Annotated in this window: 22 protein-coding genes; 3 read left to right on the top strand and 19 right to left on the bottom strand. The window is 71.1% G+C overall.

Annotated features, from left to right (window positions below; all coding sequences use genetic code 11):
- Window positions 1–4: 4 nt before the first annotated feature.
- Window positions 5–646, bottom strand: a complete 642-nt coding sequence (locus tag ACIOJE_RS26830; protein WP_400779381.1) for a TetR/AcrR family transcriptional regulator — start codon at window positions 644–646, stop codon at window positions 5–7.
- 295 nt (window positions 647–941) lie between these two features.
- Here ACIOJE_RS26830 and ACIOJE_RS26835 point away from each other — a divergent pair, with 295 nt between their 5' ends.
- The 3 genes from ACIOJE_RS26835 to ACIOJE_RS26845 all read left to right on the top strand — a co-directional run bounded on the left by ACIOJE_RS26835 (window position 942) and on the right by ACIOJE_RS26845 (window position 3,575).
- A complete protein-coding gene (locus ACIOJE_RS26835; RefSeq protein WP_400779383.1) occupies window positions 942–1,391 on the top strand; it encodes a DUF6542 domain-containing protein in 450 nt (149 codons plus the stop codon).
- Window positions 1,384–3,024, top strand: coding sequence for an LCP family protein (locus ACIOJE_RS26840; RefSeq protein ID WP_400779385.1), 1,641 nt, complete (start codon window positions 1,384–1,386; stop codon window positions 3,022–3,024). Before ACIOJE_RS26835 ends, ACIOJE_RS26840 begins: the two co-directional genes overlap by 8 nt.
- A gap of 170 nt (window positions 3,025–3,194) precedes the next feature.
- Window positions 3,195–3,575: a VOC family protein gene (locus ACIOJE_RS26845; protein ID WP_280678585.1), complete on the top strand. Its 381-nt coding sequence runs from the start codon at window positions 3,195–3,197 to the stop codon at window positions 3,573–3,575.
- A 71-nt stretch (window positions 3,576–3,646) separates the two neighbouring features.
- On the opposite strand, the gene ACIOJE_RS26850 is transcribed toward ACIOJE_RS26845, so the two are convergent.
- The 18 genes from ACIOJE_RS26850 to ACIOJE_RS26935 form a co-directional block, all read right to left on the bottom strand.
- Complete coding sequence (locus ACIOJE_RS26850) at window positions 3,647–4,702, bottom strand: 2-oxoacid:ferredoxin oxidoreductase subunit beta (RefSeq protein ID WP_400779388.1); 1,056 nt, start codon at window positions 4,700–4,702, stop codon at window positions 3,647–3,649.
- Window positions 4,699–6,666 carry a 2-oxoacid:acceptor oxidoreductase subunit alpha gene (locus ACIOJE_RS26855; RefSeq protein ID WP_400779446.1) on the bottom strand — a complete coding sequence of 656 codons (1,968 nt, stop codon included), beginning with the start codon at window positions 6,664–6,666 and terminating at the stop codon, window positions 4,699–4,701. Before ACIOJE_RS26855 ends, ACIOJE_RS26850 begins: the two co-directional genes overlap by 4 nt.
- Before the next feature lie 264 nt (window positions 6,667–6,930).
- Window positions 6,931–7,593, bottom strand: coding sequence for a response regulator transcription factor (locus ACIOJE_RS26860; RefSeq protein WP_280678587.1), 663 nt, complete (start codon window positions 7,591–7,593; stop codon window positions 6,931–6,933).
- Between the two features lie 100 nt (window positions 7,594–7,693).
- Window positions 7,694–8,704 (bottom strand): polyprenyl synthetase family protein, encoded by a 1,011-nt coding sequence (locus ACIOJE_RS26865; protein ID WP_280678589.1) that lies wholly within the window; start codon window positions 8,702–8,704, stop codon window positions 7,694–7,696.
- Between the two features lie 303 nt (window positions 8,705–9,007).
- Window positions 9,008–10,630: an NADH-quinone oxidoreductase subunit NuoN gene (gene nuoN / locus ACIOJE_RS26870; protein WP_400779448.1), complete on the bottom strand. Its 1,623-nt coding sequence runs from the start codon at window positions 10,628–10,630 to the stop codon at window positions 9,008–9,010.
- Between the two features lie 11 nt (window positions 10,631–10,641).
- Complete coding sequence (locus ACIOJE_RS26875; protein ID WP_280678591.1) at window positions 10,642–12,261, bottom strand: NADH-quinone oxidoreductase subunit M; 1,620 nt, start codon at window positions 12,259–12,261, stop codon at window positions 10,642–10,644.
- A 37-nt stretch (window positions 12,262–12,298) separates the two neighbouring features.
- A complete protein-coding gene (gene nuoL / locus ACIOJE_RS26880) occupies window positions 12,299–14,212 on the bottom strand; it encodes an NADH-quinone oxidoreductase subunit L (protein ID WP_400779391.1) in 1,914 nt (637 codons plus the stop codon).
- A 13-nt stretch (window positions 14,213–14,225) separates the two neighbouring features.
- Window positions 14,226–14,525, bottom strand: coding sequence for an NADH-quinone oxidoreductase subunit NuoK (gene nuoK, locus ACIOJE_RS26885; RefSeq protein ID WP_195911268.1), 300 nt, complete (start codon window positions 14,523–14,525; stop codon window positions 14,226–14,228).
- Window positions 14,522–15,427 carry an NADH-quinone oxidoreductase subunit J gene (locus ACIOJE_RS26890; RefSeq protein ID WP_280678843.1) on the bottom strand — a complete coding sequence of 302 codons (906 nt, stop codon included), beginning with the start codon at window positions 15,425–15,427 and terminating at the stop codon, window positions 14,522–14,524. The genes nuoK and ACIOJE_RS26890 overlap by 4 nt, the downstream gene beginning before the upstream one ends.
- Before the next feature lie 5 nt (window positions 15,428–15,432).
- Window positions 15,433–16,035 (bottom strand): NADH-quinone oxidoreductase subunit NuoI, encoded by a 603-nt coding sequence (gene nuoI / locus ACIOJE_RS26895; protein ID WP_280678596.1) that lies wholly within the window; start codon window positions 16,033–16,035, stop codon window positions 15,433–15,435.
- Between the two features lie 6 nt (window positions 16,036–16,041).
- Window positions 16,042–17,376: an NADH-quinone oxidoreductase subunit NuoH gene (gene nuoH / locus ACIOJE_RS26900; protein ID WP_280678598.1), complete on the bottom strand. Its 1,335-nt coding sequence runs from the start codon at window positions 17,374–17,376 to the stop codon at window positions 16,042–16,044.
- Window positions 17,373–19,931 carry an NADH-quinone oxidoreductase subunit G gene (locus ACIOJE_RS26905; RefSeq protein ID WP_400779394.1) on the bottom strand — a complete coding sequence of 853 codons (2,559 nt, stop codon included), beginning with the start codon at window positions 19,929–19,931 and terminating at the stop codon, window positions 17,373–17,375. The genes nuoH and ACIOJE_RS26905 overlap by 4 nt, the downstream gene beginning before the upstream one ends.
- The gene (gene nuoF, locus ACIOJE_RS26910) at window positions 19,928–21,289 is read right to left on the bottom strand and encodes an NADH-quinone oxidoreductase subunit NuoF (RefSeq protein ID WP_400779396.1); all 1,362 of its coding nucleotides are present in this window, start codon (window positions 21,287–21,289) and stop codon (window positions 19,928–19,930) included. The genes ACIOJE_RS26905 and nuoF overlap by 4 nt, the downstream gene beginning before the upstream one ends.
- Window positions 21,289–22,023: an NADH-quinone oxidoreductase subunit NuoE gene (gene nuoE / locus ACIOJE_RS26915; protein ID WP_280678845.1), complete on the bottom strand. Its 735-nt coding sequence runs from the start codon at window positions 22,021–22,023 to the stop codon at window positions 21,289–21,291. The genes nuoF and nuoE overlap by 1 nt, the downstream gene beginning before the upstream one ends.
- 17 nt (window positions 22,024–22,040) lie before the next feature.
- On the bottom strand, window positions 22,041–23,426 hold the full coding sequence (locus tag ACIOJE_RS26920) for an NADH-quinone oxidoreductase subunit D (protein WP_400779398.1): 1,386 nt from the start codon (window positions 23,424–23,426) through the stop codon (window positions 22,041–22,043).
- The gene (locus ACIOJE_RS26925) at window positions 23,426–24,154 is read right to left on the bottom strand and encodes an NADH-quinone oxidoreductase subunit C (protein WP_400779400.1); all 729 of its coding nucleotides are present in this window, start codon (window positions 24,152–24,154) and stop codon (window positions 23,426–23,428) included. Before ACIOJE_RS26925 ends, ACIOJE_RS26920 begins: the two co-directional genes overlap by 1 nt.
- On the bottom strand, window positions 24,151–24,705 hold the full coding sequence (locus tag ACIOJE_RS26930; protein WP_280678608.1) for an NADH-quinone oxidoreductase subunit B family protein: 555 nt from the start codon (window positions 24,703–24,705) through the stop codon (window positions 24,151–24,153). Before ACIOJE_RS26930 ends, ACIOJE_RS26925 begins: the two co-directional genes overlap by 4 nt.
- 101 nt (window positions 24,706–24,806) lie before the next feature.
- Entirely contained in the window at window positions 24,807–25,166 is a 360-nt protein-coding gene (locus ACIOJE_RS26935; protein ID WP_030060100.1) for an NADH-quinone oxidoreductase subunit A, read from the bottom strand.
- Window positions 25,167–25,714: the final 548 nt, after the last annotated feature.

Here is a 25,714-nt window from a genome sequence, read left to right on the forward strand (position 1 = left end):
GGGTTCACCCGGCCGCCGGCGCCCGGTAGATCCGCAGGAAGGCGTCGACGCCTTCCTGCGCGATCCGCACGACGTCCTCGTCCGCCACCGGGAGCGCGCCCCAGAACGAGCGCTCGGCGACGCCGTGGAAGGTCAACAGGGTGAACCGCTCGGCGGCCTGCGCGGGGTCGTCGACGGCCAGCAGCCCCCGGCCCGCGATCGCCTCGAAGTGCTCCGCGAGGTCGCGGTGGGAGGCGATCGGGCCGGCCTCCAGCCACGCCTCCAGGACGTCGGCCGGGATGTTGGCCACCTCGGCGCGGATGGCCCGGCCGAGCGCGCCGTGGTCCCCCGCCGACAGGACGGCCCGGGCCCGCTCGACCGCGAAGTCGGTGAGGTCCTGGCGCAGGTCCACCACCCGGTCGAGGTGCTTCTCCATCAACTCCCGGATGGCCTCGGTCAGTTCGGCCGAGTTCAGGAGCGCGACGGAGAGGAAGAGGGTCTCCTTGTCGGCGAAGTGGTTGTAGACCGTCCGCTTGGACACCCCGGCCTCCGCGGCGATCGCGTCCATGCTGGCCCGGACGTAGCCCTCGCGCCCGAACACCGCCGTCGCGGCCCGCGTGATCGCCTTGCGCTTCTCCGGCCGCCCCGCTCCGCCCGTCGTCGCCACGGCGCCACTTCCCATCTGCTGAAACCGTCGAAAACTACCCGGTGTAGTCTATCCCGGGCCCGTCGGACCCGAGCTTGCCATCGAACAAGGGTGCTCTATGCTGCCTACAACCTCTACACCCGTGTAGAGGGAATTCAACAGCACGCCTGCCCCCGACCGGAAAGCCGATGCCGCGCGCGGGAACCGGCCGGCCGAACACCAGCGTCCAGTAGTGGCAGCGCATCCGCTCTTCACACGACGACCGGGCGCGGGCGCCACAGTGGCGCGCAAGCACGGGAACACCGGGGGTGAGTGCGTGGCGGGGCGGCGAGGACGGACGTCCGAGCAGGAGACACGACGGCGGGCGAACAAGCCCCCCGCGCGGACCCTCCCCGGCGGAGCGGCCCTGCCCGCAGCACTGGCCGTCGGGCTGCCCGCCGTGGGCGCCGGGATAGACGAGCTCTCCGGCCCCGGCATGGGGCTGGCCTTCGCGGTGGGCGCGGTGTTCGGAACCGGCCTGTCGGCCGCCCTCAGCAGCCGCAACGGCTGGTGGTGGGTCGTAGCCGCCTCGCCGCTGCTGGTCCTGGGGGTGACGGCCGGCGCCGAACTGCTGGCCAACGGCGACGCCTACCAGGGCAAGAGCCTGGCCACCGGCTCCGCGAAGTGGGTGGTCCACGGCTTTCCCGTGATGGCCGCGGCCGCCGCAGTGGCCGCGCTGGTGATCGTGGTCCGGCTGGTCCGGGACCGGAGGAGGGACCATGGCTGAGAACCCGGAGACCCGCAAGACCGGCCGCGCCGCCGCCACGGCGGCCCGCAGGCGCTCCCCGCTGCTGATCGCGGGCCGCACGGTCGCCTGCTCGGTCGCGTTCGCGGTGTTCGCCGCCAGCGGGGTGGTCTGGTACGAGTACCGGACCCTCACCGACGGGATGACCACGTCCAACGTCATCGCCGAGACGAAGAAGGACGCGCCCAAGCACCTGGACAACTCGGTCAACCTGCTGCTGATCGGCCTCGACAGCCGCAAGAACATGGACGGCACCGACCTGCCGCCGGAGTTCGTCCAGGACGAGCTGCACGCCGGGCACAGCTCCGACATCGGCGGCTACAACACCAACTCCCTGATCCTGCTGCACATCCCCGCCGGCGGCGGCAAGGTGCAGGCCGTCTCCATCCCCCGCGACGACTACGTCATGACGTACGGCGCCGACGGCAAGCAGGCCGGCATGCGCAAGATCAAGGAGGCCTACGGCGAGGCCAAGGACAAGGCCACCCCGGCCCTCCAGGCCAAGGGGCTCAAGGGCGCGGACCTGGAGAAGGCCGGCCGCGACGCCGGCCGCGCGGCCACCATCCAGACCGTGCAGAAGTTCCTCGACCAGCCCATCGACCACATAGCCGAGGTCAACCTCATGGGCTTCTACGACATCGCCAAGGCGGTCGAGCCGATCGAGGTCTGCCTCACCCACGACACCAAGGACCCGGCCATGGAGGGCCAGGGCTCCGGCGCCGACTTCCACAAGGGCGTCAACAAGCTCAACGCCTCCCAGGCGCTCGCCTTCGTCCGCCAGCGCCACAACCTGGACGGCCCGGACGGCAACAGCGGTGACTTCGCCCGCACCCACCGCCAGCAGGCCTTCATCTCCTCCGTCGTGCACAAGCTCAAGCAGGACGGCATCGTCAGCGACCTCGGCAAGCTGCAGAAGCTGTTCGGCGTCGTCCAGAAGGACCTCGTCATCGACAACGAGTGGAACGTCCTCGACTTCGCCCAGCAGGCCCCGAACCTGACCGGCGGCAACGTCGAGTTCAACACCCTGACCTTCGACGACTTCGGCAAGCGCAACGGCCAGGACGTCAACCTCGTCACCCCGGCGAAGGTCCAGAAGGTCGTCAAGCAGATCTTCGGCTACGCCGACTCCGCCCCGGCCACCCCCGACGCGGCGGGCGACCCGACCACTCCGCCGGCCGCCACCCCCACCCCGACCCCGACGCCCACCAAGGCCGCCGCCCCCGCCACGGTGGACGTCTACAACGCCTCCACCGCCGCCGGGGTCTCCTCCACCGCCGAGTCCAAGGCCCTGGTCGCGATGGGCTTCAAGGCCGGCCGGACCGGCGGCTCCGCCTCCAAGTCGAAGACCAGCACGGTGATCTACGGCAAGGGCGCCAAGGACGCGGCCGACCAGATCGCCGCCCGCTACGGCGTCACCGCCACCGAGTCCGCCTCGGCCTCCGCCGACCGCGTGATCGTCACCCTCGGCACCGCCTTCACCGGGCCCGCCGACGACAAGACCGCCGCCCCGAGCACCGGCGCCACCCAGGGCCCGGCCGACCCGACCGCCAACCTGCCCGTGCAGGGCCCCTCGGTCGACGCCCAGAGCGACGGCGGCATCCCCTGCGTCTACTGACGCGCCCCCGCACCACTGCTTGAGGGAGGCTCCTGCCCGGGGGCCTCCCTCACGCCTTTCCCGCACCGGCCCCCCGGCCCCGGGCCGACCCCTGGCAAGATTCTCCGTACTATGTATAGTGTACTGCGTACGGGATAACCGTGCGCGCCGCCCGCCGAGAGGACCCCACCATGCGGATCACCGCCTCCGCCGTCTCCCTGACCGTCGAGGACGTCACTGCCTCCGCCGCCTTCCTCCAGCGGCACTTCGGCTACACCGAGGAGATGTCCGCCGACGGCTTCGTCTCGCTCAAGCACCCGGGCGCCGGGGTCAACGTCGTCTACCTGCGGCGCGGCCTCGAGGTGCTGCCCGAGAGCCACCGCGACCGGATCGCGGACGGGGTGATCCTGGCGTTCGTCGTCGCGGACGTCGCCGGCGAGGAGCGGCGGCTGCGCGGCGAAGGGGTCGAGGCCACCCTGCCGCTGCGCGAGGAGCCGTGGGGGGAGAAGCTGTTCCAGGTCACCGACCCGAACGGGGTCGTGATCGAGCTGGTCGAGTGGGTCAAGCAGTAGCCGGGCGGCCAACCGGCGGCGCCCCCTCGGCCGATGGCCGAGGGGGCGCCGCACGTACCGGACCGGACCGGTCAGTCCACCGTCCAGGTGTCGTTGCCCGCGAGCAGCGTGGCCAGGTCGCCCGGCCCGCGGTGCGCGGCGGCGGTGGCCAGCTGGCTCGCCATCAGCTCGTCGTAGACGGGCCGCCGCACGTCGCGCAGGACACCGATCGGGGTGTGGTGCAGGGTGTCGGCGTCGGCGATCCGGGAGAGCGCGAAGGCCGTCGCCGGGCTGGCCGCGTGGGCGTCGTGGACCAGCACGTCCGCCTCGTTGTCCGCCGTCACCGGGGCGGTGAACAGCTCGCCGTCCGGGCCGCGGAAGACGCCGCCGGCGAGGTCGGTGCCGTAGCGGATCGGCTGCCCGTGCTCCAGCCGGATCAGCGCCTCGTCCCGGGTGCCGGGCTCCTTCAACGCCTCGAACGCGCCGTCGTTGAAGATGTTGCAGTTCTGGTAGATCTCCACCAGCGCGGTGCCCTCGTGCGCGGCCGCCGCCCGCAGCACCGACTGCAGGTGCTGGCGGTCCGAGTCGATCGTCCGGGCGACGAAGGACGCCTCGGCGCCGATCGCCAGCGACAGCGGGTTGAACGGCGCGTCCAGCGAGCCCATCGGCGTCGACTTGGTGATCTTCCCCAGCTCGCTGGTCGGCGAGTACTGGCCCTTGGTCAGGCCGTAGATCCGGTTGTTGAACAGCAGGATCTTCAGGTTGACGTTGCGCCGCAGCGCGTGGATCAGGTGGTTGCCGCCGATGGACAGCGCGTCGCCGTCCCCGGTCACCACCCACACGCTCAGGTCCTGCCGCGCGGAGGCCAGGCCGGTCGCGATCGCCGGCGCCCGCCCGTGGATCGAGTGCACCCCGTAGGTGTTCATGTAGTACGGGAAGCGCGAGGAGCAGCCGATCCCGGAGACGAACACGGTGTTCTCGCGCTTGATGCCGAGCTCCGGCATGAAGCCCTGCACCGCCGCCAGGACCGCGTAGTCCCCGCAGCCGGGGCACCAGCGCACCTCCTGGTCGGTCTTGAAGTCCCGTGCGCTCTGCGGCCCTTCGGCCTTGGGCACCAGGTGCAGGGACGGGAAGCCGCTCTCGCTCATCGGTGGTCCTCCTCGTCCAGGGTGCCGATCGCCGCCGACAACACGTCCGCCAACTGTGCCGCCTTGAACGGCAGTCCGCGCACCTGGTTGTAGGACTCCGCGTCCACCAGGTACTTCGCCCGCAGCAGCAGCGCGAGCTGGCCGAGGTTCATCTCGGGCACGACGACCTTCTCGTAGCTCCGGAGCACCGCGCCCAGGTTGGCCGGGAAGGGGTTCAGGTTGCGCAGGTGTGCCTGGGCCACCTCCCCGCCGTCCGCCCGGACCCGCCGCACGGCCGCGGTGATCGGCCCGTACGTCGAGCCCCAGCCGAGCACCAGGACCCGCGCCTCGCCGCTCGGGTCGTCGACCTCGACCTCGGGGACGGCGATCCCGTCCACCTTCGCCTGCCGGGTGCGGACCATGAAGTCGTGGTTCGCCGGGTCGTAGGAGATGTTCCCCGTCCCGTCCTGCTTCTCGATCCCGCCGATCCGGTGCTCCAGCCCGGGCGTGCCGGGCAGCGCCCACGGCCTGGCCAGGGTCTTCGGATCCCGCAGGTACGGCCAGAACGCGCCGTCCTCACGGTTCGGGCCGGTCGCGAAGTCCGGGTCGATCTCCGGGAGTCCGTCCACCTCGGGGATCCGCCACGGCTCCGAACCGTTCGCCAGGTAGCCGTCCGAGAGCAGGAACACCGGTGTCCGGTACGTCACCGCGATCCGGGCCGCCTCCAGCGCCGCGTCGAAGCACTCCGCCGGCGTCGCCGGGGCGACGATCGGCACCGGCGCCTCGCCGTTGCGCCCGAACATCGCCTGCAGCAGGTCCGCCTGCTCCGTCTTGGTCGGCAGACCGGTGGACGGGCCGCCGCGCTGGATGTCCACGATCAGCAGCGGCAGTTCCAGCGACACCGCCAGGCCGATCGTCTCGCTCTTCAGCGCCACCCCGGGGCCCGAGGTCGTGGTCACCCCGAGCGCGCCGCCGAAGGCCGCGCCCAGTGCGGCGCCGATCCCGGCGATCTCGTCCTCCGCCTGGAAGGTGCGCACCCCGAAGTTCTTGTGCCGGCTCAGCTCGTGCAGGATGTCCGAGGCCGGCGTGATCGGGTACGAGCCCAGGTACAGCGGCAGCCCGGAACGCTCCGCGGCGGCGATCAGGCCGTAGGAGAGCGCCAGGTTCCCCGAGATGTTGCGGTAGCGCCCGGCCGGGAGCTTCGCCGGCGGCACCTCGTAGGAGACCGCGAAGGTCTCCGTCGTCTCCCCGAAGTTCCAGCCCGCCTTGAACGCGCTGATGTTCGCCTCCGCGATCTGCGGCTTCTTCGCGAACTTGCTGCGCAGGAAGGTCTCCGTCCCGCGGGTGGGGCGGTGGTACATCCAGGACAGCAGCCCCAGGGCGAACATGTTCTTGGCCCGCTCGGCGTCCTTGCGCGCCAGCCCGCTGTCCTTCAGCGCCTCCAGGGTCAGCGTCGTCAGCGGCACCTTGTGCAGGTGGTAGGCCTCCAATGAGCCGTCCCCCAGCGGATCCGCCGCGTACCCGACCTTCGTCAGCGCCCGCTTGGTGAACTCGTCCGTGTTCACGATGATCTCCGCGCCGCGCGGCAGATCCGCCAGATTCGCCTTCAGCGCCGCCGGGTTCATCGCCACCAGCACGTTCGGCGCGTCCCCCGGGGTGAGGATGTCGTGGTCCGCGAAGTGCAGTTGGAAGCTCGACACCCCCGGCAGCGTCCCGGCGGGCGCCCGGATCTCGGCCGGGAAGTTCGGCAGCGTGGAGAGGTCGTTGCCGAACGACGCCGTCTCCGAGGTGAACCGGTCACCGGTGAGCTGCATCCCGTCACCCGAGTCGCCGGCGAAACGGATGATCACCCGGTCGAGTCGGCGAATGGGCTTGCTCCGCCTCGGTGGTGAGCCGCCCGGGGCGGCGGGGCCGGCGGGCACGGCCGCGCCGGGGCGTCCGTCACCGCTCCCGGGACGGCTCTCGTCGCCGTCCGGGCCGTCCACTGCCTCTGACTGATCGACCTGACTGGTCACTGCCGCGGACCTCCTCGTGGGCACACCACCGCGGGCGCGACCCCGTGCCCCGTCCGCTTGGTGCACCTCCCGCATCCTATGCGGGTGAACTCGACCCCGGATGGAAGTGGCGCACGAATCTCACCGGTCCGCGCCCGGGCCGCACAGCAGGTACAACGTCCGGCCGCCGGAGATCATTCCGCGTCCGGCGGCCGCCCTCGATCCGACGGGTTTTCGCCCGACGACGGGTCGGGGCTACGAGTTGAGGTAGGTGAGCACCGCGAGCACCCGGCGGTGGTCCTCCGGGCTCTGTGCCAGGCCCAGCTTCAGGAAGATGTTGCTGACGTGCTTCTCCACCGCGCCGTCCGAGACCACCAGTTGCCTGGCCACCGCGCTGTTGGTACGGCCCTCCGCCATCAGCCCGAGCACCTCCCGCTCCCGCGGCGTGAGGTTGGCCAGCACGTCGCCCTTGCGGCTGCGGCTGAGCAGCTGCTGCACCACCTCGGGGTCCAGCGCGGTGCCGCCCTCGGCGACCCGGACCACCGCGTCCGCGAACTCGCGCACCTCGGCGACCCGGTCCTTCAGCAGGTAGCCGACGCCCCGGGTGGAACCGGCCAGCAGCTCGGAGGCGTACCGCTCCTCCACGAACTGCGACAGCACCAGCACGCCCAGGCCCGGGTAGTGGCCGCGCAGCTCGACGCAGGCGCGCAGCCCCTCGTCGGTGTGGGTGGGCGGCATCCGCACGTCGGAGACCACGACGTCCGGCAGCTCGCCGGCCGCGGCCAGGTCGTGGATGGTCTTCAGCAGTGCCGCGCCGTCCCCGACCCCCGCGACGACCTCCAGGCCCCGGTCGGTGAGCAGCCGGGTCAGGCCCTCCCGCAGCAGTACGGAGTCCTCGGCGATGACGACGCGGCGCATGGTGACCTTCCCGGCAGGTGAGCTGACACGGCCAGTCTCCCCCATCCGCGCGGCCGCCCGCCGGGGGTTCGCGGCTCCCGCGCCCCGCTCGCCGCCCCGGTCACATGGTCCGCATCGCCACCGAGTCGCAGAGCGCCTCCAGGGCCGCCTTCGCCGGGCAGTCCGGCAGCGGGGCGAGCAGCGCCCGGGCGTCCTCGCCCTGGCGCAGCGTCTCGCGGCGGGCGCGCTCCAGCGCCGGGTGGCGGCGCAGCAGGTGCAGCGCCTCGGCGTGCAGCTCGTCGTCGGCGAGGTCCTGGGTGAGCAGTTCGCGCAGCCGGGTGTCGGCCGGGTCGGCGGGGTCGGCCGGCATCTGCTGGAGCAGCAGGGTCGGCAGCGTCGGCACGCCCTCGCGCAGGTCGGTGCCGGGGGTCTTGCCGGACTCGTGGCCGTCGCTGGCGATGTCCAGCACGTCGTCGGCCAGCTGGAAGGCGATGCCGATCCGCTCGCCGAACTCGCTGAGGGTCTCCACCATCCACGGCTCGGCGCCGGCCATCTGCGCTCCTATCCGGCAGGAGACGGCGATCAGCGAACCGGTCTTGCCGGACAGCACGTCGAGGTAGTGCAGCAGCGGGTCGCCGTCCGGGCCGGGGCCGCGGGTCTCCAGGATCTGACCGGTGACCAGCCGCTCGAAGGCGTCGGCCTGCATCCGGACCGCCTCGGGGCCGAGGTCGGCGAGCACCTGGGAGGCGCGGGAGAACAGGAAGTCGCCGGTGAGGATGGCCACCGAGTTGTCCCAGCGGGAGTTGGCGCTGGGGGCGCCGCGGCGCACCAGGGCCTCGTCCATGACGTCGTCGTGGTACAGGGTGGCCAGGTGGGTCAGCTCGACGACGACGGCCGCCGGCACCACGCCGGGCGCGCCCGGGTCGCCGAACTGGGCGGCCAGCAGCAGGAGCAGCGGGCGGAAGCGCTTGCCGCCGGCCTCGATGAGGTGACTGGCGGTGATGGTGATGAACGGGACGTCGCTCTTGACGGCGTCGGCGAGTGCCGTCTCCACCGCGTCCAGTCCGGCCTGGACGTCCCGGGTCAGGTCGCGGTCCTGCACGCTGAGCCCGAAGGGTCCCACGACGGTCACGAAGACCACTCCTCTGTCCCTGGTCGATCTAGCGGCCTGGTCCCTGAGTGCCGCCGCTGGCCATACAGGCAGGGTATCCGGTCACGAGTGGATCACTGCACGGGCGTGCGGATCCTGTCATGATCGGGCTGGATGCCCTGGTCAGGGCGGCTGTGGGGGCAGTACTGCGGTGGGGGCGAATTCAGCTGTGAAACACGGGCCGAAGCCGGCCCGCCGACCGGTCGGCGGCACACGCGCGTCCGGGCCGCGCGCGGAGGGCGCGGCCCGGACGGTTCCGGGGCGGCGGCGCCGCCCCGGCGGCGGTCAGCGGACGAACAGCGCGGCCTTCGACGCCAGGTCCAGGAAGTACTGCGGCAGCAGGCCGAGACCCAGCGTGACCAGCACCCCCGCCCCGATCGCGGTCGCCGTGAAGGCGCTCGGGATCGCCACCGTCGGGCCGCCCGGCTTCGGGTCGGAGAAGAACATCAGCACGATGACCCGGATGTAGAAGAACGCGGCCACCGCCGAGCTCAGCACACCGACCACCACCAGCGGCGTGGCCCCGCCGGCCGCCGCCGCCTGGAACACCGCGAACTTCCCGGTGAACCCGGAGGTCAGCGGGATCCCGGCGAAGGCCAGCAGGAACAGCGCGAACACCGCCGCCACCAGCGGCGAGCGCCGGCCCAGCCCGGCCCAGCTGGACAGGTGGGTGGCCTCGCCCTTGGAGTCGCGCACCAGGGTGACCACGGCGAAGGCGCCGAGCGTCACGAAGGAGTACGACAGCAGGTAGAACAGCACCGAGGACAGGCCCTGCTTGTTGGTGGCGATCACCCCGGTGAGGATGAACCCGGCGTGCGCGATCGAGGAGTAGGCCAGCAGCCGCTTCACGTCCTGCTGGGTCACCGCCAGCACCGCGCCCACCACCATGGTGAGGATCGCCACCCCCCACAGCACCGGCCGCCAGTCCAGTCGCAGGCCCGGGAAGGCCACGTAGAACAGCCGCAGGAACGCCCCGAACGCCGCGACCTTCGTCGCCGCCGCCATGAAACCCGTCACCGGGGTCGGCGCGCCCTGGTACACGTCCGGGATCCAGGAGTGGAAGGGCACCGCGCCGACCTTGAACAGCAGGCCGACCGCGAGCATCGCCAGGCCGATCAGCAGCAGCGCGTCGTTCTGGGTGGTGCTCAGCAGCGCCGGGGTGGTCATCGCCTTGCCGGAGATCACGTCCGAGATGTCACCGAGCTTCACGCTGCCCGCGTAGCCGTACAGCAGCGCCGTGCCGAACAGGAAGAACGCCGAGGCGAAGGCGCCCAGCAGGAAGTACTTGACCGCCGCCTCCTGGGAGAGCAGCCGGCGGCGCCGGGCCAGGGCGCAGAGCAGGTACAGCGGGAGGGAGAAGACCTCCAGCGCCACGAACATGGTCAGCAGGTCGTTGGCGGCGGGGAACAGCAGCATGCCGCCGACCGCGAACATGGTGAGCGGGAAGACCTCGCTGGTGGCGAAGCCGGCCCGGAGCGCGGTCCGCTCCTGCTCGCCGCCGGGGGTGGCGGCGGCCTGGGCGGCGAACGCGTCGGCCGGCAGGCCGCCCGCCTTGGGCTCCAGCTTCCGCTCGGCGTAGGTGAGCACGGCCACCACGGCGGCCAGCAGGATCACGCCCTGCAGGAACAGCGCCGGGCCGTCCAGCGCGACCGACTCCATGGCCAGCAGGTCGACCTTGGTGGAACCGTAGCCCTGCGCGGCCAGCACCACCACGGCGACGAAGGAGCCGATCAGCCCGGCCAGGGCGAGCGACACCTGGGTCCAGTGCCGGTACCGGCGGGGCACGAAGGCCTCCACCAGGATGCCGGCCACGGCGGCGCCGAACACCACCAGCATCGGGGAGAGCTGGCCGTACTCGATGTGCGGCGCCGGGATGCTGGGGGTGCTGCCGCCGGCGGCGGCGAGCATGCCGGTGGTGCTCACTTCTGCTCACCTCCTGAGGTGGCGGCGACCGGGTGGGCCGGCGCCGGGTCGGTCTCGTGGACCTGCGAGAGCGTCGCGTTCACCGAGGGGTTGACCAGGTCGGTGAGCGGCTTGGGGTAGACGCCGAGCAGGATGGTCAGCGCCACCAGCGGGGCGACCACGGCGAGTTCGCGGACCTTGAGGTCGGGCATCGTGCTGACCTCGGCCTTCACCGGGCCGGTCATGGTGCGCTGGTACAGCAGCAGGGCGTACAGCGCGGCCAGCACGATGCCGAAGGTCGCCACGATGCCGATCGCCGGGTAGCGGGTGAACGTGCCCACCAGCACCAGGAACTCGCTGACGAACGGCGCCAGCCCCGGCAGCGACAGGGTGGCCAGGCCACCGACCAGGAACGTCCCGGCGAGCACCGGGGCGACCTTCTGCACGCCGCCGTAGTCGGCGATCAGCCGCGAGCCGCGACGGGAGATCAGGAAGCCCGCCACCAGCATCCACGCGGCGGTGGAGATGCCGTGGTTGACCATGTAGAGGGTGGCTCCGCTCTGGCCCTGGCTGGTCAGCGCGAAGATGCCCATGATGATGAAGCCGAAGTGCGAGATCGAGGCGTAGGCGACCAGCCGCTTGATGTCCTTCTGACCGACCGCCAGCAGCGCGCCGTAGATGATCCCGATCACCGAGAGGACCAGGATCGCCGGGGCGAAGGTCTTCGAGGCGTCCGGGAACAGGCCGAGGCAGAAGCGCAGCATCGCGAAGGTGCCGACCTTGTCCACCACGGCGGTGATCAGCACGGCGGTGCCGGCGGTGGCCTCGCCCATCGCGTTCGGCAGCCAGGTGTGCAGCGGCCACAGCGGGGCCTTCACCGCGAAGGCGAAGAAGAAGCCCAGGAACAGCGCCTTCTCGGCGGTGCCGGTCAGCTGCAGCTTGCCGTCGGCGATCGCCGAGGTGAGGGTCTGCAGGTCGAAGGTGCCCAGGCCCTGGTCCTGCGCGATCACGTACAGGCCGATCACGGCGGCCAGCATCACCAGGCCGCCGAGCAGGTTGTAGAGCAGGAACTTCACGGCCGCGTACGAGCGCTGGCGCGCCGCCTCGGGGCCGCCGGCCCGGTCGCCGAAGCCGCCGATCAGGAAGTACATCGGGATCAGCATGGCTTCGAAGAACACGTAGAACAGGAAGACGTCGGTGGCGTAGAAGGAGACGATCACCATCGCCTCCACCGCCAGGATCAGGGCGAAGAAGCCCTGGGTGCGGCGCCGGTTCTCGAACGTCCCGTCGGGCGCGACCGGGGCCGGGTCGGCGTCGTGCCAGGAGGCCAGCATCACCACCGGCACCAGGACGGCGGTGAGCAGGGCGAGGACGGCGCCGATGCCGTCCACGCCGAGCGAGAAGGTGATCCCGAAGGAGCGGATCCAGCTGTACGACTCGGTCAGCTGGTAGCGGGCGCCGTGCGGGTCGAACCGCGTCGCCACCACGGCGGCCAGCACCAGGGTGACGGCCGAGACGCCCAGGGCGACGGCCTTGGTGGTCGAGCGCCGGGCCTCGGTCGACCCGGCGGGCAGGGCGGCGGTCAGCACCGCGCCGGCCGCCGGGACGGCACAGGTGACGGTCAGCAGCGCACTCATGCCAGACCTCCCCGACGGATTTCGTGATCCCTATCCATCAGACGGACCTCATCAGGAGAGTCGTGGCGACCAGCACCAGCGTGCCGCCGAACATGGAGAGCGCGTACGAGCGGACGAAGCCGTTCTGGACCCTGCGCAGCCGACCGGAGATGCCGCCGATGGTGGCGGCCAGACCGTTGACGAAGCCGTCCAGGCCGCGGCTGTCGAAGTAGACCAGCGCCGCGGTGAGCGCCGAGCCCGGGCGGACCAGGACGGCGTGGTTGAAGTCGTCCTGGAGCAGGTCGCGGCGGGCGGCCCGGGTGAGCGGGGAGCCGACCGGCGGCACCACGGGGACGGCGGAGCGCCCGTACATCAGGTACGAGACGGCGACGCCGGCCAGCATGCAGGCCGTGGTGAGCAGGGTGACCACCAGCGGGGCGAGCGGCGAGTCGCCCTCGGAATGGCCGGTGACCGGCTCCAGCCAGGTCAGGAACGAGTCGTTGTAGGCGAACAGCCCGCCCGCGAAGACCGAGCCGAAGGCCAGCAGGACCATCGGGATCGTCATGGACTTCGGCGACTCGTGCGGGTGCGGGGCGTTGCCGTCGGCGTCGGGCTGCCAGCGCTTCTCGCCGAAGAAGGTCAGGAGCATCACCCGGGTCATGTAGAACGCGGTGACGGCGGCGCCGACCAGCGCGCACAGGCCGAGGATCCAGCCCTCGGTGCCGCCCTTGGCGAAGGCCGCCTCGATGATCTTGTCCTTGGAGAAGAAGCCGGACAGGCCGGGGAAGCCGATGATCGCCAGGTAGCCGAGGCCGAAGGTGACGAAGGTGACCGGCATGTGCTTGCGCAGGCCACCGTAGTGACGCATGTCCACCTCGTCGTTCATGCCGTGCATGACCGACCCGGCGCCGAGGAACAGCCCGGCCTTGAAGAAGCCGTGCGTCACCAGGTGCATGATCGCGAAGGCGTAGCCGATCGGGCCGAGCCCGGCCGCCAGCACCATGTAGCCGATCTGCGACATGGTCGACCCGGCCAGCGCCTTCTTGATGTCGTCCTTGGCGCAACCGACGATCGCACCGAACAGCAACGTGACCGCGCCGACCACCACCACGGCGGTCTGCGCGTCCGGCGCCAGGTCGAAGATCGCGGACGAGCGGGTGATCAGGTAGACGCCGGCGGTCACCATGGTGGCCGCGTGGATCAGCGCCGACACCGGGGTCGGGCCCTCCATGGCGTCGCCGAGCCAGGACTGCAGCGGCACCTGCGCGGACTTGCCGCAGGCCGCCAGCAGCAGCATCAGGCCGATCGCCGTCAGCTTGCCCTCGCTCGCCTGGGCCACCCCGCCGACGGTGCCCGCCGAACCGAGGATGGGTTCGAAGGCGAAGGAGCCGAACTCGACGAACATCAGCATGATCGCGATCGACAGGCCCATGTCGCCGACCCGGTTGACGATGAAGGCCTTCTTCGCCGCCGTCGCCGCGCTCGGCTTGTGCTGCCAGAAGCCGATCAGCAGGTACGAGGCGAGGCCCACACCCTCCCAACCGAAGTACAGCAGCAGGTAGTTGTCGGCGACCACCAGCAGCAGCATGGCGGCCAGGAACAGGTTCAGGTACGCGAAGAAGCGGCGTCGGCGCTCGTCGTGCGCCATGTAGCCCACCGAGTACAGGTGGATCAGCGTGCCGACGCCGGTGATCAACAGGACGAAGGTCATCGACAACTGGTCGAGCCGGAACGAGATGTCGGCCTGGAAGCCGTTCACCGGGATCCAGCTGAACAGGTGCTTGGTGATGGCCCGGTGCTCGGCCTCGCGGCCCAGCATGTCCGAGAACAGCGCCAGGCCGAAGCCGAACGAGAGCGCCGCGAGGGCGGTGGCCAGCCAGTGGCCGAAGCGGTCCAGTGCCCGGCCGCCGAGCAGGAGCAGGGCGGCGCCGGCCAGCGGGGCCGCCACCAGCAGCGGAATGAGAGAGTTCACCGAGGCCCTCCGCCTACAGCTTCATCAGATTGCTGTCGTCGACCGAAGCGGAGTGCCTGGTCCGGAAGATGGAGACGATGATGGCGAGGCCGACCACGACCTCGGCCGCCGCGACCACCATCGTGAAGAACGCGATGATCTGGCCGTCCAGGGTGCCGTGCAGCCGGGAGAAGGTCACCAGGGCGAGGTTCGAGGCGTTCAGCATCAGCTCCACGCACATGAACAGCACGATCGCGTTGCGCCGGATGAGCACCCCGGCGGCCCCGATGGTGAACAACAGGGCGGAGAGGTACAGGTAGTTGACCGGGTTCACTCCGCGCCCTCCTGGTCGGCCTTCGGAACGTCCGTCTGCGCGTCCGGCTGCTGGGCCGGCACCGGCTCCAGGGACTTGCGCGGCCCGGCGACCGTCGGCCGCTCGGACGACGGCCGGCCCAGCCAGTCGGCCGTGGTGTTCTCCAGCTCGGCCATCCGCCGCAGCATCTCCTGGCTGACGTCCCGGATCTGGCCGCGCTCGCGCAGCGTCTCCATCACCGAGTCCTCCGCGATCGTGCCGTCCGGCAGCAGCGCCGGGATGTCCACCGCGTTGTGCCGCGCGTACACGCCCGGCGCCGGCAGCGGCGGCAGCTGGATGTTGTCCTTGACCCGCTGCGCGGCCAGCTCGCGCTGCGTCTTCGGGGCCTTCACGTGCTCGCGGTGGGTCAGCACCATCGCGCCGATCGCCGCGGTGATCAGCAGCGCGCCGGTGACCTCGAAGGCCCACACGTAGCGGGTGAAGATCAGCCGGGCCAGGCCCGGCACGTTGCCCTCGGCGTTCGCCTCGGACAGGCCGGTGAAGTGGTTCAGCCTGGCGTCGGCGATCCCGGCGATCAGCAGCACGCCGAAGCCCAGCCCGCACAGCACCGCGGCGAACCGCTGGCCCTTCAGCTGCTCCTTCAAGGAGTCCTCGCTGGTGACGCCGACCAGCATCACCACGAACAGGAAGAGCATCATGATCGCGCCGGTGTAGACGACGATCTGCACCACGCCCAGGAACACCGCGCCCTGGGCCATGTAACAGACCGCCAGCGCCAGCATCGTGGCGGCCAGGCACAACGCGCTGTGCACGGCCTTGCGCATCAGCACCATGCCGAGCGCGCCGCCGACCGCGACCACCGCGAGCACCCAGAACTGGACGGCCTCCCCGAGGGAGGTCGTCCCGGTGGCGGCCAGGTTCAGGGCAGTCACTGCTGGACCTCCCTCTCCCGGTCGGTGCGCTCCTGCTGGACCGTCCCGGGCGCCGCCGCGGTGATCTCGCCCCGGTAGTACGCGCCCTCGTCGGCGCCCGGGAAGATCGTGTGCGGGGAGTCCACCATGCCCTCGGACAGGCCCACCAGCAGTTGCTCCTTGGTGAAGATCAGGTCCTTGCGCGAGGAGTCGGCCAGCTCGTACTCGTTGGTCATGGTGAGCGCCCGGGTCGGGCAGGCCTCGATGCACAGCCCGCACAGGATGCAGCGGGCGTAGTTGATCTGGTAGACCGCGCCGTAGCGCTCGCCGGGCGAGTAGCGCTCCTCGTCCCGGTTGTCGGCGCCCTCCACGTAGATGGCGTCGGCCGGGCAGGCCCACGCGCACAGCTCGCAGCCGACGCACTTCTCCAGGCCGTCCGGGTGCCGGTTCAGCTGGTGGCGGCCGTGGAAGCGCGGAGCGGTGGGCTTCTTCTGCTCCGGGTACTGCTCGGTGAGCCGCTTCTTGAACATGGCCTTGAAGGTCACGCCGAAGCCGGCGGCCGGGCCGAGGATCGACGGCTTGTCGGGCCGCTCGGCCCGGTCCGTCTGGTCGGACGACATCTCGGTTCAGCTCCCTTCGGAATGGTCGGCCCCGTTGAGGGCGTCCTGGAGTTGCTTCGGGGCACGGCTGCGCCGGCGCGGCACCGGCGGGAGCTCCTGGCCGGGCAGCGGCGGCACCGGGTAACCACCCGCCATCGGATCGAACCCGCCCTCGGGAGACTCGGGTTCGGGCTCGGACTCGGGGGCCTTCTTCAGGAAGTCCCGCAGCAGGGCGAGCAGCAGGATCACCCCGACCGGGGCACCGACGTACAGCACCACCTCGCCGAAGCCGTAGCCCTCGTTGCGCAGCGCCCGCACGCTGGCGATCAGCACCAGCCACACCAGCGAGACCGGGATCAGCACCTTCCAGCCCAGCTTCATGAACTGGTCGTAGCGGAACCGGGGCAGCGTGCCGCGCAGCCAGATGAAGAAGAACAGCAGCAGCTGGATCTTCAGCGTGATCCACAGCATCGGCCACCAGCCGTGGTTGGCGCCCGCCCAGAAGGTCGACACCGGCCACGGGGCCCGCCAGCCGCCCAGGAACAGGGTGGAGGCGACGGCCGAGACGGTCACCATGTTGACGTACTCGGCCAGCATGAACATCGCGAACTTCAGCGAGGAGTACTCGGTGTTGAAGCCGCCGACCAGCTCGCCCTCGGCCTCCGGGAGGTCGAACGGCGCCCGGTTGGTCTCGCCGACCATCGCGACGATGTAGACGATGAACGACACCGGCAGCAGCGCCGCGAACCAGGTCGGCTGCTGGTGCGCCACGATCTCCGAGGTCGACATCGACCCCGAGTAGATGAACACCGCCGCGAACGACAGGCCCATCGCGATCTCGTAGCTGATCATCTGCGCGGCCGAGCGCACCCCGCCCAGCAGCGGGTACGTCGAACCGGACGACCAGCCGGCCAGCACGATGCCGTAGATGCCGATCGAGGCCGTCGCCAGGATGTACAGCAGCGCCACCGGGAAGTCGGTCAGCTGCATCGCCGTCCGGGTGCCGAAGATCGACACCTCGTTGCCGGCCGGGCCGAACGGGATCACCGCGAAGGCCATGAACGCCGGGATGGCGCAGACGATCGGGGCCAGGATGTAGACCACCTTGTCCGCGCCCTTGACCACCAGGTCTTCCTTGAGCGCCAGCTTCACGCCGTCCGCCAGGGACTGCAGCATCCCCCAGGGGCCGTGCCGGTTCGGCCCGATGCGCAACTGCATCCAGGCCACCACCTTGCGCTCCCAGACGATCGCGATCAGCACCGTCAGGACCAGGAAGCCGAAGCAGAACACCGCCTTCAGCAGCACCAGCCACCACGGGTCCTGGCCGAAGAAGTGGAGCGTCTCGTACGGCTGCGGAGTCATCGGTCCTCCCCTTCGCTGCCCGCGTCGCCGGCCTGGGCGCCGGCCGGGGCCCCGGTCTCGGCCGAGGTCTTGGCGGGCGGTTCGGCCGCCGCCGCGGCGATCGTGACCAGGTGGCCGACGGTGGTGCCGAGCGCGCGCTGGGCGCCGCCCGGTGTGGAGTTGAGCGGGATCCAGACCGTGCGGTCCGGGATCGAGTCGGTGACCTCCAGCGGCAGGGTCAGCGAGCCCGCCGGGCCGGTCAGCCGCAGTGCCGCACCCGCCTCGGCGCCGGCCTGCCCGGCACCGATCTCCTTCGCGGTGACCGGCGAGACCCGGGCCACCGCCCGGTGCCGGGTGCCCGCCAGGTGCGGATCGCCCTGCTGCAGCGTGCCGTTGTCCAGCAGCTGACGCCAACCCGCCAGCACCGCCTGGCCGGTGGCCGGGCGGGGCAGCAGGCCGGGGTGCGCGGCCGGGTCGGCGGACCGGTCACCCGTCCACGGGGTGAAGTGGTCCAGCTCCAGCCGGGCCGCCCGGACGTCCGGCAGGCCGAGCCGGTGGCCCAGCGCGTCCGCCAGCATGGTCAGCACCCGCAGGTCCGAGTACAGGTGGCGGCCCATCTGCTGGTCGGGCTTGAGCGCCGCCTCGAACATCCGCACCCGGCCCTCCCAGTCCAGGAAGGTGCCGGCCTTCTCCGCCACCGCCGCCACCGGCAGCACCACGTCGGCGCGCGCCGTCACCGCGGAGGGCCGCAGCTCCAGCGACACCACGAACGGCACCGCCGCCAGCGCCTCGTCGGCCAGCGCCGGATCCGGCAGGTCGTCCGGGTCGACGCCGCCGACCAGCAGCGCGTCCAGGTCGCCGTGCGCGGCCGCCGCGAGAATCTGGTCGGTGTCCCGGCCCAGCCGGGACGGCAGCTCCGCCACGCCCCACAGCGCGGCGGCCTCCGCCCGGGCCGCCGGAGCCGCCACCGGACGGCCGCCGGGCAGCAGCCCCGGCAGCGCACCCGCCTCGACCGCGCCCCGCTCACCAGCCCGGCGCGGCACCCAGGCCAGCCGTGCGCCGGTCGCGTGCGCCAGCCGCAGCAGCGCCGTCAGCGCGCCCGGGGTGGCGGCCAGCCGCTCGCCCGCCAGGATCACCGCGCCCGGGCTGCGCAGCAGCTCCGCGGCCCGCCCGGCCTCGTCGTTCAGCGGCTCGTCGGCGGCCAGCGCGGCGAACCACTCCGCCTCCGTGCCCGGGGCGGCCGGCAGCAGCGCGCCGTTCAGCTTGGCCAGGCCCCGGGAGGCGAACGCCGCCACCGAGTACACCTTCAGGCCCCGGTCGCGGGCGGCCTTGCGCAGCCGCAGGAAGACGATCGGCGACTCCTCCTCCGGCTCGAAGCCCGCCAGCAGCACCGCCGGCGCCTGCTCCAGCTGCTCGTAGGTCAGGCCCTCGCCGTCCACGTCCACCCCGCGCCCGGCGACGGCCGCGGCCAGGAAGTCCGCCTCCTCGCCGCTGTGCGGGCGGGCCCGGAAGTCCACGTCGTTGGTGCCGAGCACCACCCGCGCGAACTTGGCGTACGCGTAGGCGTCCTCGACGGTCACCCGTCCGCCGGTCAGCACCCCGGTCCGGGCGCCGCGCAGACCCTCGGCCGCCCGGGCCAGCGCCTCCGGCCAGGAGGCGGGCACCAGTTCGCCGTCCACCCGCACCAGCGGGGTGGTGATCCGGTCCCGCTGCTGGGCGTAGCGGAACGCGAACCGCCCCTTGTCGCAGTTCCACTCCTCGTTGACCGTCGGGTCCTCACCCGCCAGCCGGCGCAGCACCTTGCCGCGCCGGTGGTCGGTGCGCTGGGCGCAGCCGGCGGAGCAGTGCTCGCACACGCTGGGCGAGGAGACCAGGTCGAACGGGCGCGAGCGGAAACGATAAGCCGCCGACGTCAGCGCACCCACCGGGCAGATCTGGATGGTGTTCCCGGAGAAGTACGAGTCGAGCGGCTCGGCGTCCCCGATACCGACCTGCTGCAGCGCCCCGCGCTCCAGCAGGTCGATGAACGGGTCCCCGGCGATCTGCTGCGAGAAGCGGGTGCAGCGCGCGCACAGCACGCAGCGCTCCCGGTCCAGCAGCACCTGCGTACTGAGCGGGATCGGCTTCTCGTAGGTGCGCTTCATCCCCTCGAAGCGGCTGTCGGCGTCGCCGGTGGACATCGCCTGGTTCTGCAGCGGGCACTCGCCGCCCTTGTCGCAGACCGGGCAGTCCAGCGGGTGGTTGATCAGCAGCAGCTCCATCACGCCGCGCTGCGCCTTCTCGGCCACCGGCGAGCTCACCTGCGTGCGCACCACCATGCCCTCGGCGACCGGGATGGTGCACGAGGCGACGGGCTTGCGCTGCCCCTCGATCTCGACGATGCACTGCCGGCAGGCGCCGGCCGGGTCGAGCAGCGGGTGGTCGCAGAAGCGCGGGATCTGGGTGCCGATCTGTTCGGCGGCCCGGATCACCAACGTCCCCTTGGGGACCTGCACTTCGACGCCGTCGATGGTGAGCGTGACCAGTTCGACCGCGGCCTTGTCGCCCGTGGAGGTGGATGGCTCTGTGATCGTCACGCGTGCACCTCCCTTTCGGTGGCGGACTGGTGGCCGGGGCGGGGGCCGTCGGCCCAGACGGTGGAGGCGGCCGGGTCGAACGGGCAGCGGCGCTCGGCCAGGTGCTGCTCGTACTCGGCCCGGAAGTACTGGAGGGAGGAGACGATCGGGCTGGCGGCGCCGTCACCCAGTGCGCAGAAGGACTTGCCGTTGATGTTGTCGGCGATGTCGAGGAGTTTCTCCAGATCCCCCTCGACGCCCTCGCCCGCCTCGATCCGCTTGAGCAGCTGGACCAGCCAGTAGGTGCCCTCGCGGCAGGGGGTGCACTTGCCGCAGGACTCGTGGGCGTAGAACTCCGTCCAGCGGGTGACCGCCCGCACCACGCAGGTGGTCTCGTCGAAGACCTGCAGCGCCTTGGTGCCGAGCATCGAGCCGGCCGCGCCGACGCCCTCGTAGTCCAGCGGGACGTCCAGGTGCTCGTCGGTGAACATCGGGGTGGACGAGCCGCCCGGGGTCCAGAACTTCAGCCGGTGGCCGGACCGGACGCCGCCGCTCATGTCCAGCAGCTGGCGCAGCGTGATGCCCAGCGGCGCCTCGTACTGGCCGGGGTTGGTGACGTGGCCGGAGAGCGAGTAGAGCGTGAAGCCGGGGGACTTCTCGGTGCCCAGGCCCTTGAACCACTCCTTGCCGCGGGCCAGGATCGGCGGCACCGAGGCGATCGACTCCACGTTGTTGACCACCGTCGGGCACGCGTACAGGCCGGCGATCGCCGGGAACGGCGGGCGCAGCCGGGGCTGGCCTCGGCGGCCCTCCAGCGAGTCCAGCAGCGCCGTCTCCTCGCCGCAGATGTAGGCGCCGGCGCCGGCGTGCACGGTGATGTCGAGGTTCGCGCCCGAGCCGAGGATGTCCCGGCCCAGCAGCCCGGCCTGGTACGCCTCGGCGACGGCCGCGTGCAGGCGGCGCAGCACCGGGACGACCTCGCCGCGCAGGTAGATGAACGCGTGGTCGCAGCGGATCGCGTAGGAGGCGATGATCATGCCCTCGATCAGCGCGTGCGGATTGGCGAACAGCAGCGGGATGTCCTTGCAGGTGCCCGGCTCGGACTCGTCCGCGTTGACCACCAGGTAGTGCGGCTTGCCGTCGTTCTGCGGGATGAACTGCCACTTCATCCCGGTGGGGAAGCCGGCGCCGCCGCGGCCGCGCAGCCCGGCGTCCTTGACCAGGGCGATCACGTCGTCCGGCGGCATGGCCAGGGCCGCCTTGAGGCCCTCGTAGCCCTGGTGGCGACGGTAGGTGGCGAGCGTCCAGGGGCGGCTGTCGTCCCAGGAGGCCGACAGGACGGGGGTGAGCAGCTTCTCGGCCGGCTCGGCGGAGGTCATCACGCTTCGGTCCCTTCGTGACCGGTTCCCTCGTGGCGGGGAGCGACGACCCGGGTGCCGCCGGTGCCGGGCAGCGCCTCGCCCTTGGCCAGCCGCAGGCCGGCCAGCGAGGGCGCGCCCCCGGCACCGGACTCGTCGTTGGCGCCCGGGCGCTCGTCGGGGAAGCCGGCCAGGATCCGGGCGGTCTCCTTGAAGTCGCACAGCCGGGCGCCGCGGGTCGGCCGGACCTCGCGGCCAGCCCGCAGGTCGTCCACCAGCTGCCGGGCGCTGTCCGGGGTCTGGTCGTCGAAGAACTCCCAGTTGACCATCACCACGGGGGCGTAGTCGCAGGCCGCGTTGCACTCGATGTGCTCGATCGAGATCTCGCCGTCCTCGGTGGTCTCGTTGTTGCGCACGCCGAGGTGCTGCTGGAGCTCGGCGAAGATCTGGTCGCCGCCGAGCACCGCGCACAGGGTGTTGGTGCAGACCCCGACGTGGTACTTACCGGCCGGGCGCCGCCGGTACATGGTGTAGAAGGTGGCGACCGCGGTGACCTCGGCGGTGGTGAGGTCCAACTGCTCGGCGCAGAACCGGATGCCGGTCGGGCTGACGAAGCCCTCCTCGGCCTGCACCAGGTGCAGCAGCGGCAGCAGCGCCGACCGGGCCTGCGGGTAGCGGGAGATCAGCTCGGCGGCGTCGGCGGCCAGCCGGGCGTGCACCTCCTCGGGGTACGGTGTGGCCGGCAGCGCCGGCATCCCCAACTGGACGTCTGTCACCGGTCCACGCCTCCCATCACCGGGTCGATCCCGGCCACCGCGACGATCACGTCGGCGACCTGGCCGCCCTCGCACATCGCCGCCATCGTCTGCAGATTGGTGAACGACGGATCCCGGAAGTGGACCCGGTACGGGCGCGTCCCGCCGTCGCTGACCACGTGCACGCCCAGCTCGCCCTTGGGCGACTCGACCGCCGCGTACGCCTGGCCGACCGGGACCCGGAAGCCCTCGGTGACCAGCTTGAAGTGGTGGATCAGGGCCTCCATCGAGGTGCCCATGATCTTGCGGATGTGGTCGAGCGAGTTGCCCATCCCGTCGGGGCCGACGGAGAGTTGGGCGGGCCAGGCGATCTTCTTGTCGGCCACCATGACCGGGCCCGGGCGCAGCCGGTCCAGGCACTGCTCGACGATCCGCAGCGACTGCCGCATCTCCTCCAGACGGATCAGGAAGCGGCCGTAGGAGTCGGCGCTGTCGGCGGTCACGACCTCGAAGTCGTAGTCCTCGTAGCCGCAGTACGGGTCGGTCTTGCGCAGGTCGTGCGGCAGGCCGGTGGCGCGCAGGATCGGGCCGGTGGCGCCGAGGGCCAGGCAGCCGGGCAGGTCGAGGAAGCCGACGTCGACCAGGCGGGCCTTGAACACCGGGTTGCCGGTGGCGAGTTTGTCGTACTCGTGCATCCGGGAGCGGAGCGTCTTCACGCACTCGCGGATCTGGTCGACGGCGCCGGGCGGGAGGTCCTGGGCGAGTCCGCCGGGGCGCACGTACGCGTGGTTCATGCGCAGGCCGGTGACCAGCTCGAAGACGTCCAGGATCAGCTCGCGGTCGCGGAAGCCGTAGATCATCAGGGTGGTGGAGCCGATCTCCATGCCACCGGTGGCCAGGCAGACCAGGTGCGAGGCGATCCGGTTGAGCTCCATCATCAGGACCCGGATGACGTTGGCCCGGTCCGGGACGTCGCCGGTGATGCCGAGCAGCTTCTCCACGGCCAGGCAGTACGCGGTCTCGTTGAACAGCGGGGTCAGGTAGTCCATCCGGGTCACGAAGGTGGTGCCCTGGACCCAGTTGCGGAACTCCATGTTCTTCTCGATGCCGGTGTGGAGGTAGCCGATGCCGCAGCGGGCCTCCTTCACCGTCTCGCCGTCGATCTCCAGGATCAGCCGCAGCACGCCGTGGGTGGACGGGTGCTGGGGGCCCATGTTGACGATGATGCGCTCGTCGTCGGCCCGGCCGACCGCCTCGACCACCTCGCCCCAGTCGCCGCCGGTGACCGTGAAGACCCGGCCCTCGGTGGTGTCCCGGGCCTCCGCCCGCTCGGCCTCCGCCTGCTCGGCCCCTGTCCGCTTGGCGTCTGTCCGCTCGGTCTCTTCGTGATGCTGAGTAGTCATCAGCTGTACGACCTCCGCTGGTCGGGTGCCGGGATCTGGGCGCCCTTGTACTCGACGGGGATGCCGCCGAGCGGGTAGTCCTTGCGCTGCGGGTGGCCCAGCCAGTCGTCCGGCATCATGATCCGGGTGAGCGCCGGGTGGCCGTCGAAGACCAGGCCGAAGAAGTCGTAGGCCTCGCGCTCGTGCCAGTCGTTGGTCGGGTAGACGCTCACCACCGAGGGGATCCGCGGGTCGGCGTCCGGCGCGGTGACCTCCACCCGGATCAGCCGTCCGTGGGTGATCGAGCGCAGGTGGTAGACCGCGTGCAGTTCGCGGCCCTGGTCGGCGGGGTAGTGCACGCCGCTCACGCCCAGGCACAGCTCGAAGCGCAGCGCCGGGTCGTCGCGCAGGGTGCGGGCGGTCCTGAGCAGGTGGGCGCGGTCGATGTGGAAGGTGAGCTCGCCGCGGTCGACGACGGTCTTCTCGATCACCTCGGCCGGGTCCAGGCCCTGCTCCTCCAGGGCGCCCTCCAGCTCGTCGGCGACCTCGTCGAACCAGCCGCCGTACGGCCGGGCGCTCGGGCCGGGCAGCACGATCGGCGCGGCCAGGCCGCCGAAGCCGGAGGTGTCGCCGCTGCCCTGGGCGCCGAACATGCCCTGCCGGCGGCCGACCACCTCGACCGGGATCTCGCGGACCGGCCGCTCGCGGACCGACTCCTCGCCGCGGGTCTCGGGTAGCTGTTCGCTCATCGCAGCTGCCCCCGCATCTCGCTGACCGGGGTGGCCCGGAGGGCGAGCGCCTCGCCGAGCTCCTCGGCCCGGCGCCGGTTCGCGCCCAGCGGCTCGTGCTGGATCTTGTCGTGCAGCTTTAGGATGGCGTCCATCAGCATCTCCGGGCGGGGCGGGCAGCCGGGCAGGTAGATGTCCACCGGGACGATGTGGTCGACGCCCTGCACGATCGCGTAGTTGTTGAACATCCCGCCCGAGGAGGCGCAGACGCCCATCGAGATGACCCACTTCGGGTTGGCCATCTGGTCGTACACCTGGCGCAGCACCGGGGCCATCTTCTGGCTCACCCGCCCCGCCACGATCATCAGATCGGCCTGCCGGGGGGAGCCCCGGAACACCTCCATGCCGAACCGGGCCAGGTCGTAGCGGCCGGCGCCGGTGGTCATCATCTCGATCGCGCAGCAGGCCAGACCGAAGGTGGCCGGGAAGAGTGACGCCTTGCGCACCCAGCCGGCGGCCGTCTCCACGGTCGTGAGCAGAAAGCCGCTCGGCAGCTTCTCCTCGATTCCCATCAGATCCCTCTCAATGCCCTCAAGAAGCCCTCAAGTCCTGTGGTGCGGCCGGCCCGTTCGGGCTTGTCCGCTCGTTCACAAAGGCGGCGGCCACCCCGCGTTCAGTCCCACTCCAGACCGCCGCGGCGCCACACGTAGGCGTACGCGACGAAGACGGTGGCGATGAACAGGAGCATCTCGACCAACCCGAAGATCCCCAGGGCGTCGAAGGTCACCGCCCAGGGGTAGAGAAAGACGATCTCGATGTCGAAGACGATGAAGAGCATCGCCGTCAGGTAGTACTTGATCGGGAACCGACCGCCGCCCACGGGCTGCGGGGTCGGCTCGATGCCGCACTCGTACGCCTCCAACTTGGCCCGGTTGTAGCGCTTGGGGCCGGTGAGTGAGGCCATCACGACGGAGCCGACCGCGAACGCCGCCGCGATGGCACCGAGTACGAGGATCGGCGCGTAGGCATTCATAGCCCCCGCTCCCTCCGTCCAGTCGTCCTTGACTGCAGATCGGAACCGGCGGGTCACACTGAGGTGAACCCGCGTTCCGGTTCCCGGGATCCACCTCATGTGAGGCAGTTCACAAAGCCTGGAACGAGCGCATCCTATGCCCGTCGGCTTGTGATCTGCGACACGCAGTTCAACGTCATCTTTGTGATCTACGACACGATGAGAACCGTGTCGAATATGAACATGCCCAGAATTGTCAACGCAAAGAAGTCAAATGGTCACAACCGGTCGCATTTACTTGTGAAGCGGCTGGTCAGAGCCGCGCTCCTATATCAACTATGCTTCGCCGGGAGCAAATTTTCTGGCGTCATGTTGACGTGTTATAGCGGCTCACCCTGAGGGGTGGCGCGGTTCCGAACGCCCGCTTGACCCTTCGTTCACAAGCGCGCGAGGTGCTGCTCGGAGGGGGTCTCCCCCCTCCCCCCTCCCCACCCGCCACCCGCCACCCGCCACCCGCCCGCCCCTCTCCGGCGCTGGGTCATGCCTGACCCAGGGCGCGGCGCCCCGAT

Source organism: Kitasatospora sp. NPDC087861 (assembly GCF_044742585.1).
Classification (GTDB): domain Bacteria; phylum Actinomycetota; class Actinomycetes; order Streptomycetales; family Streptomycetaceae; genus Kitasatospora.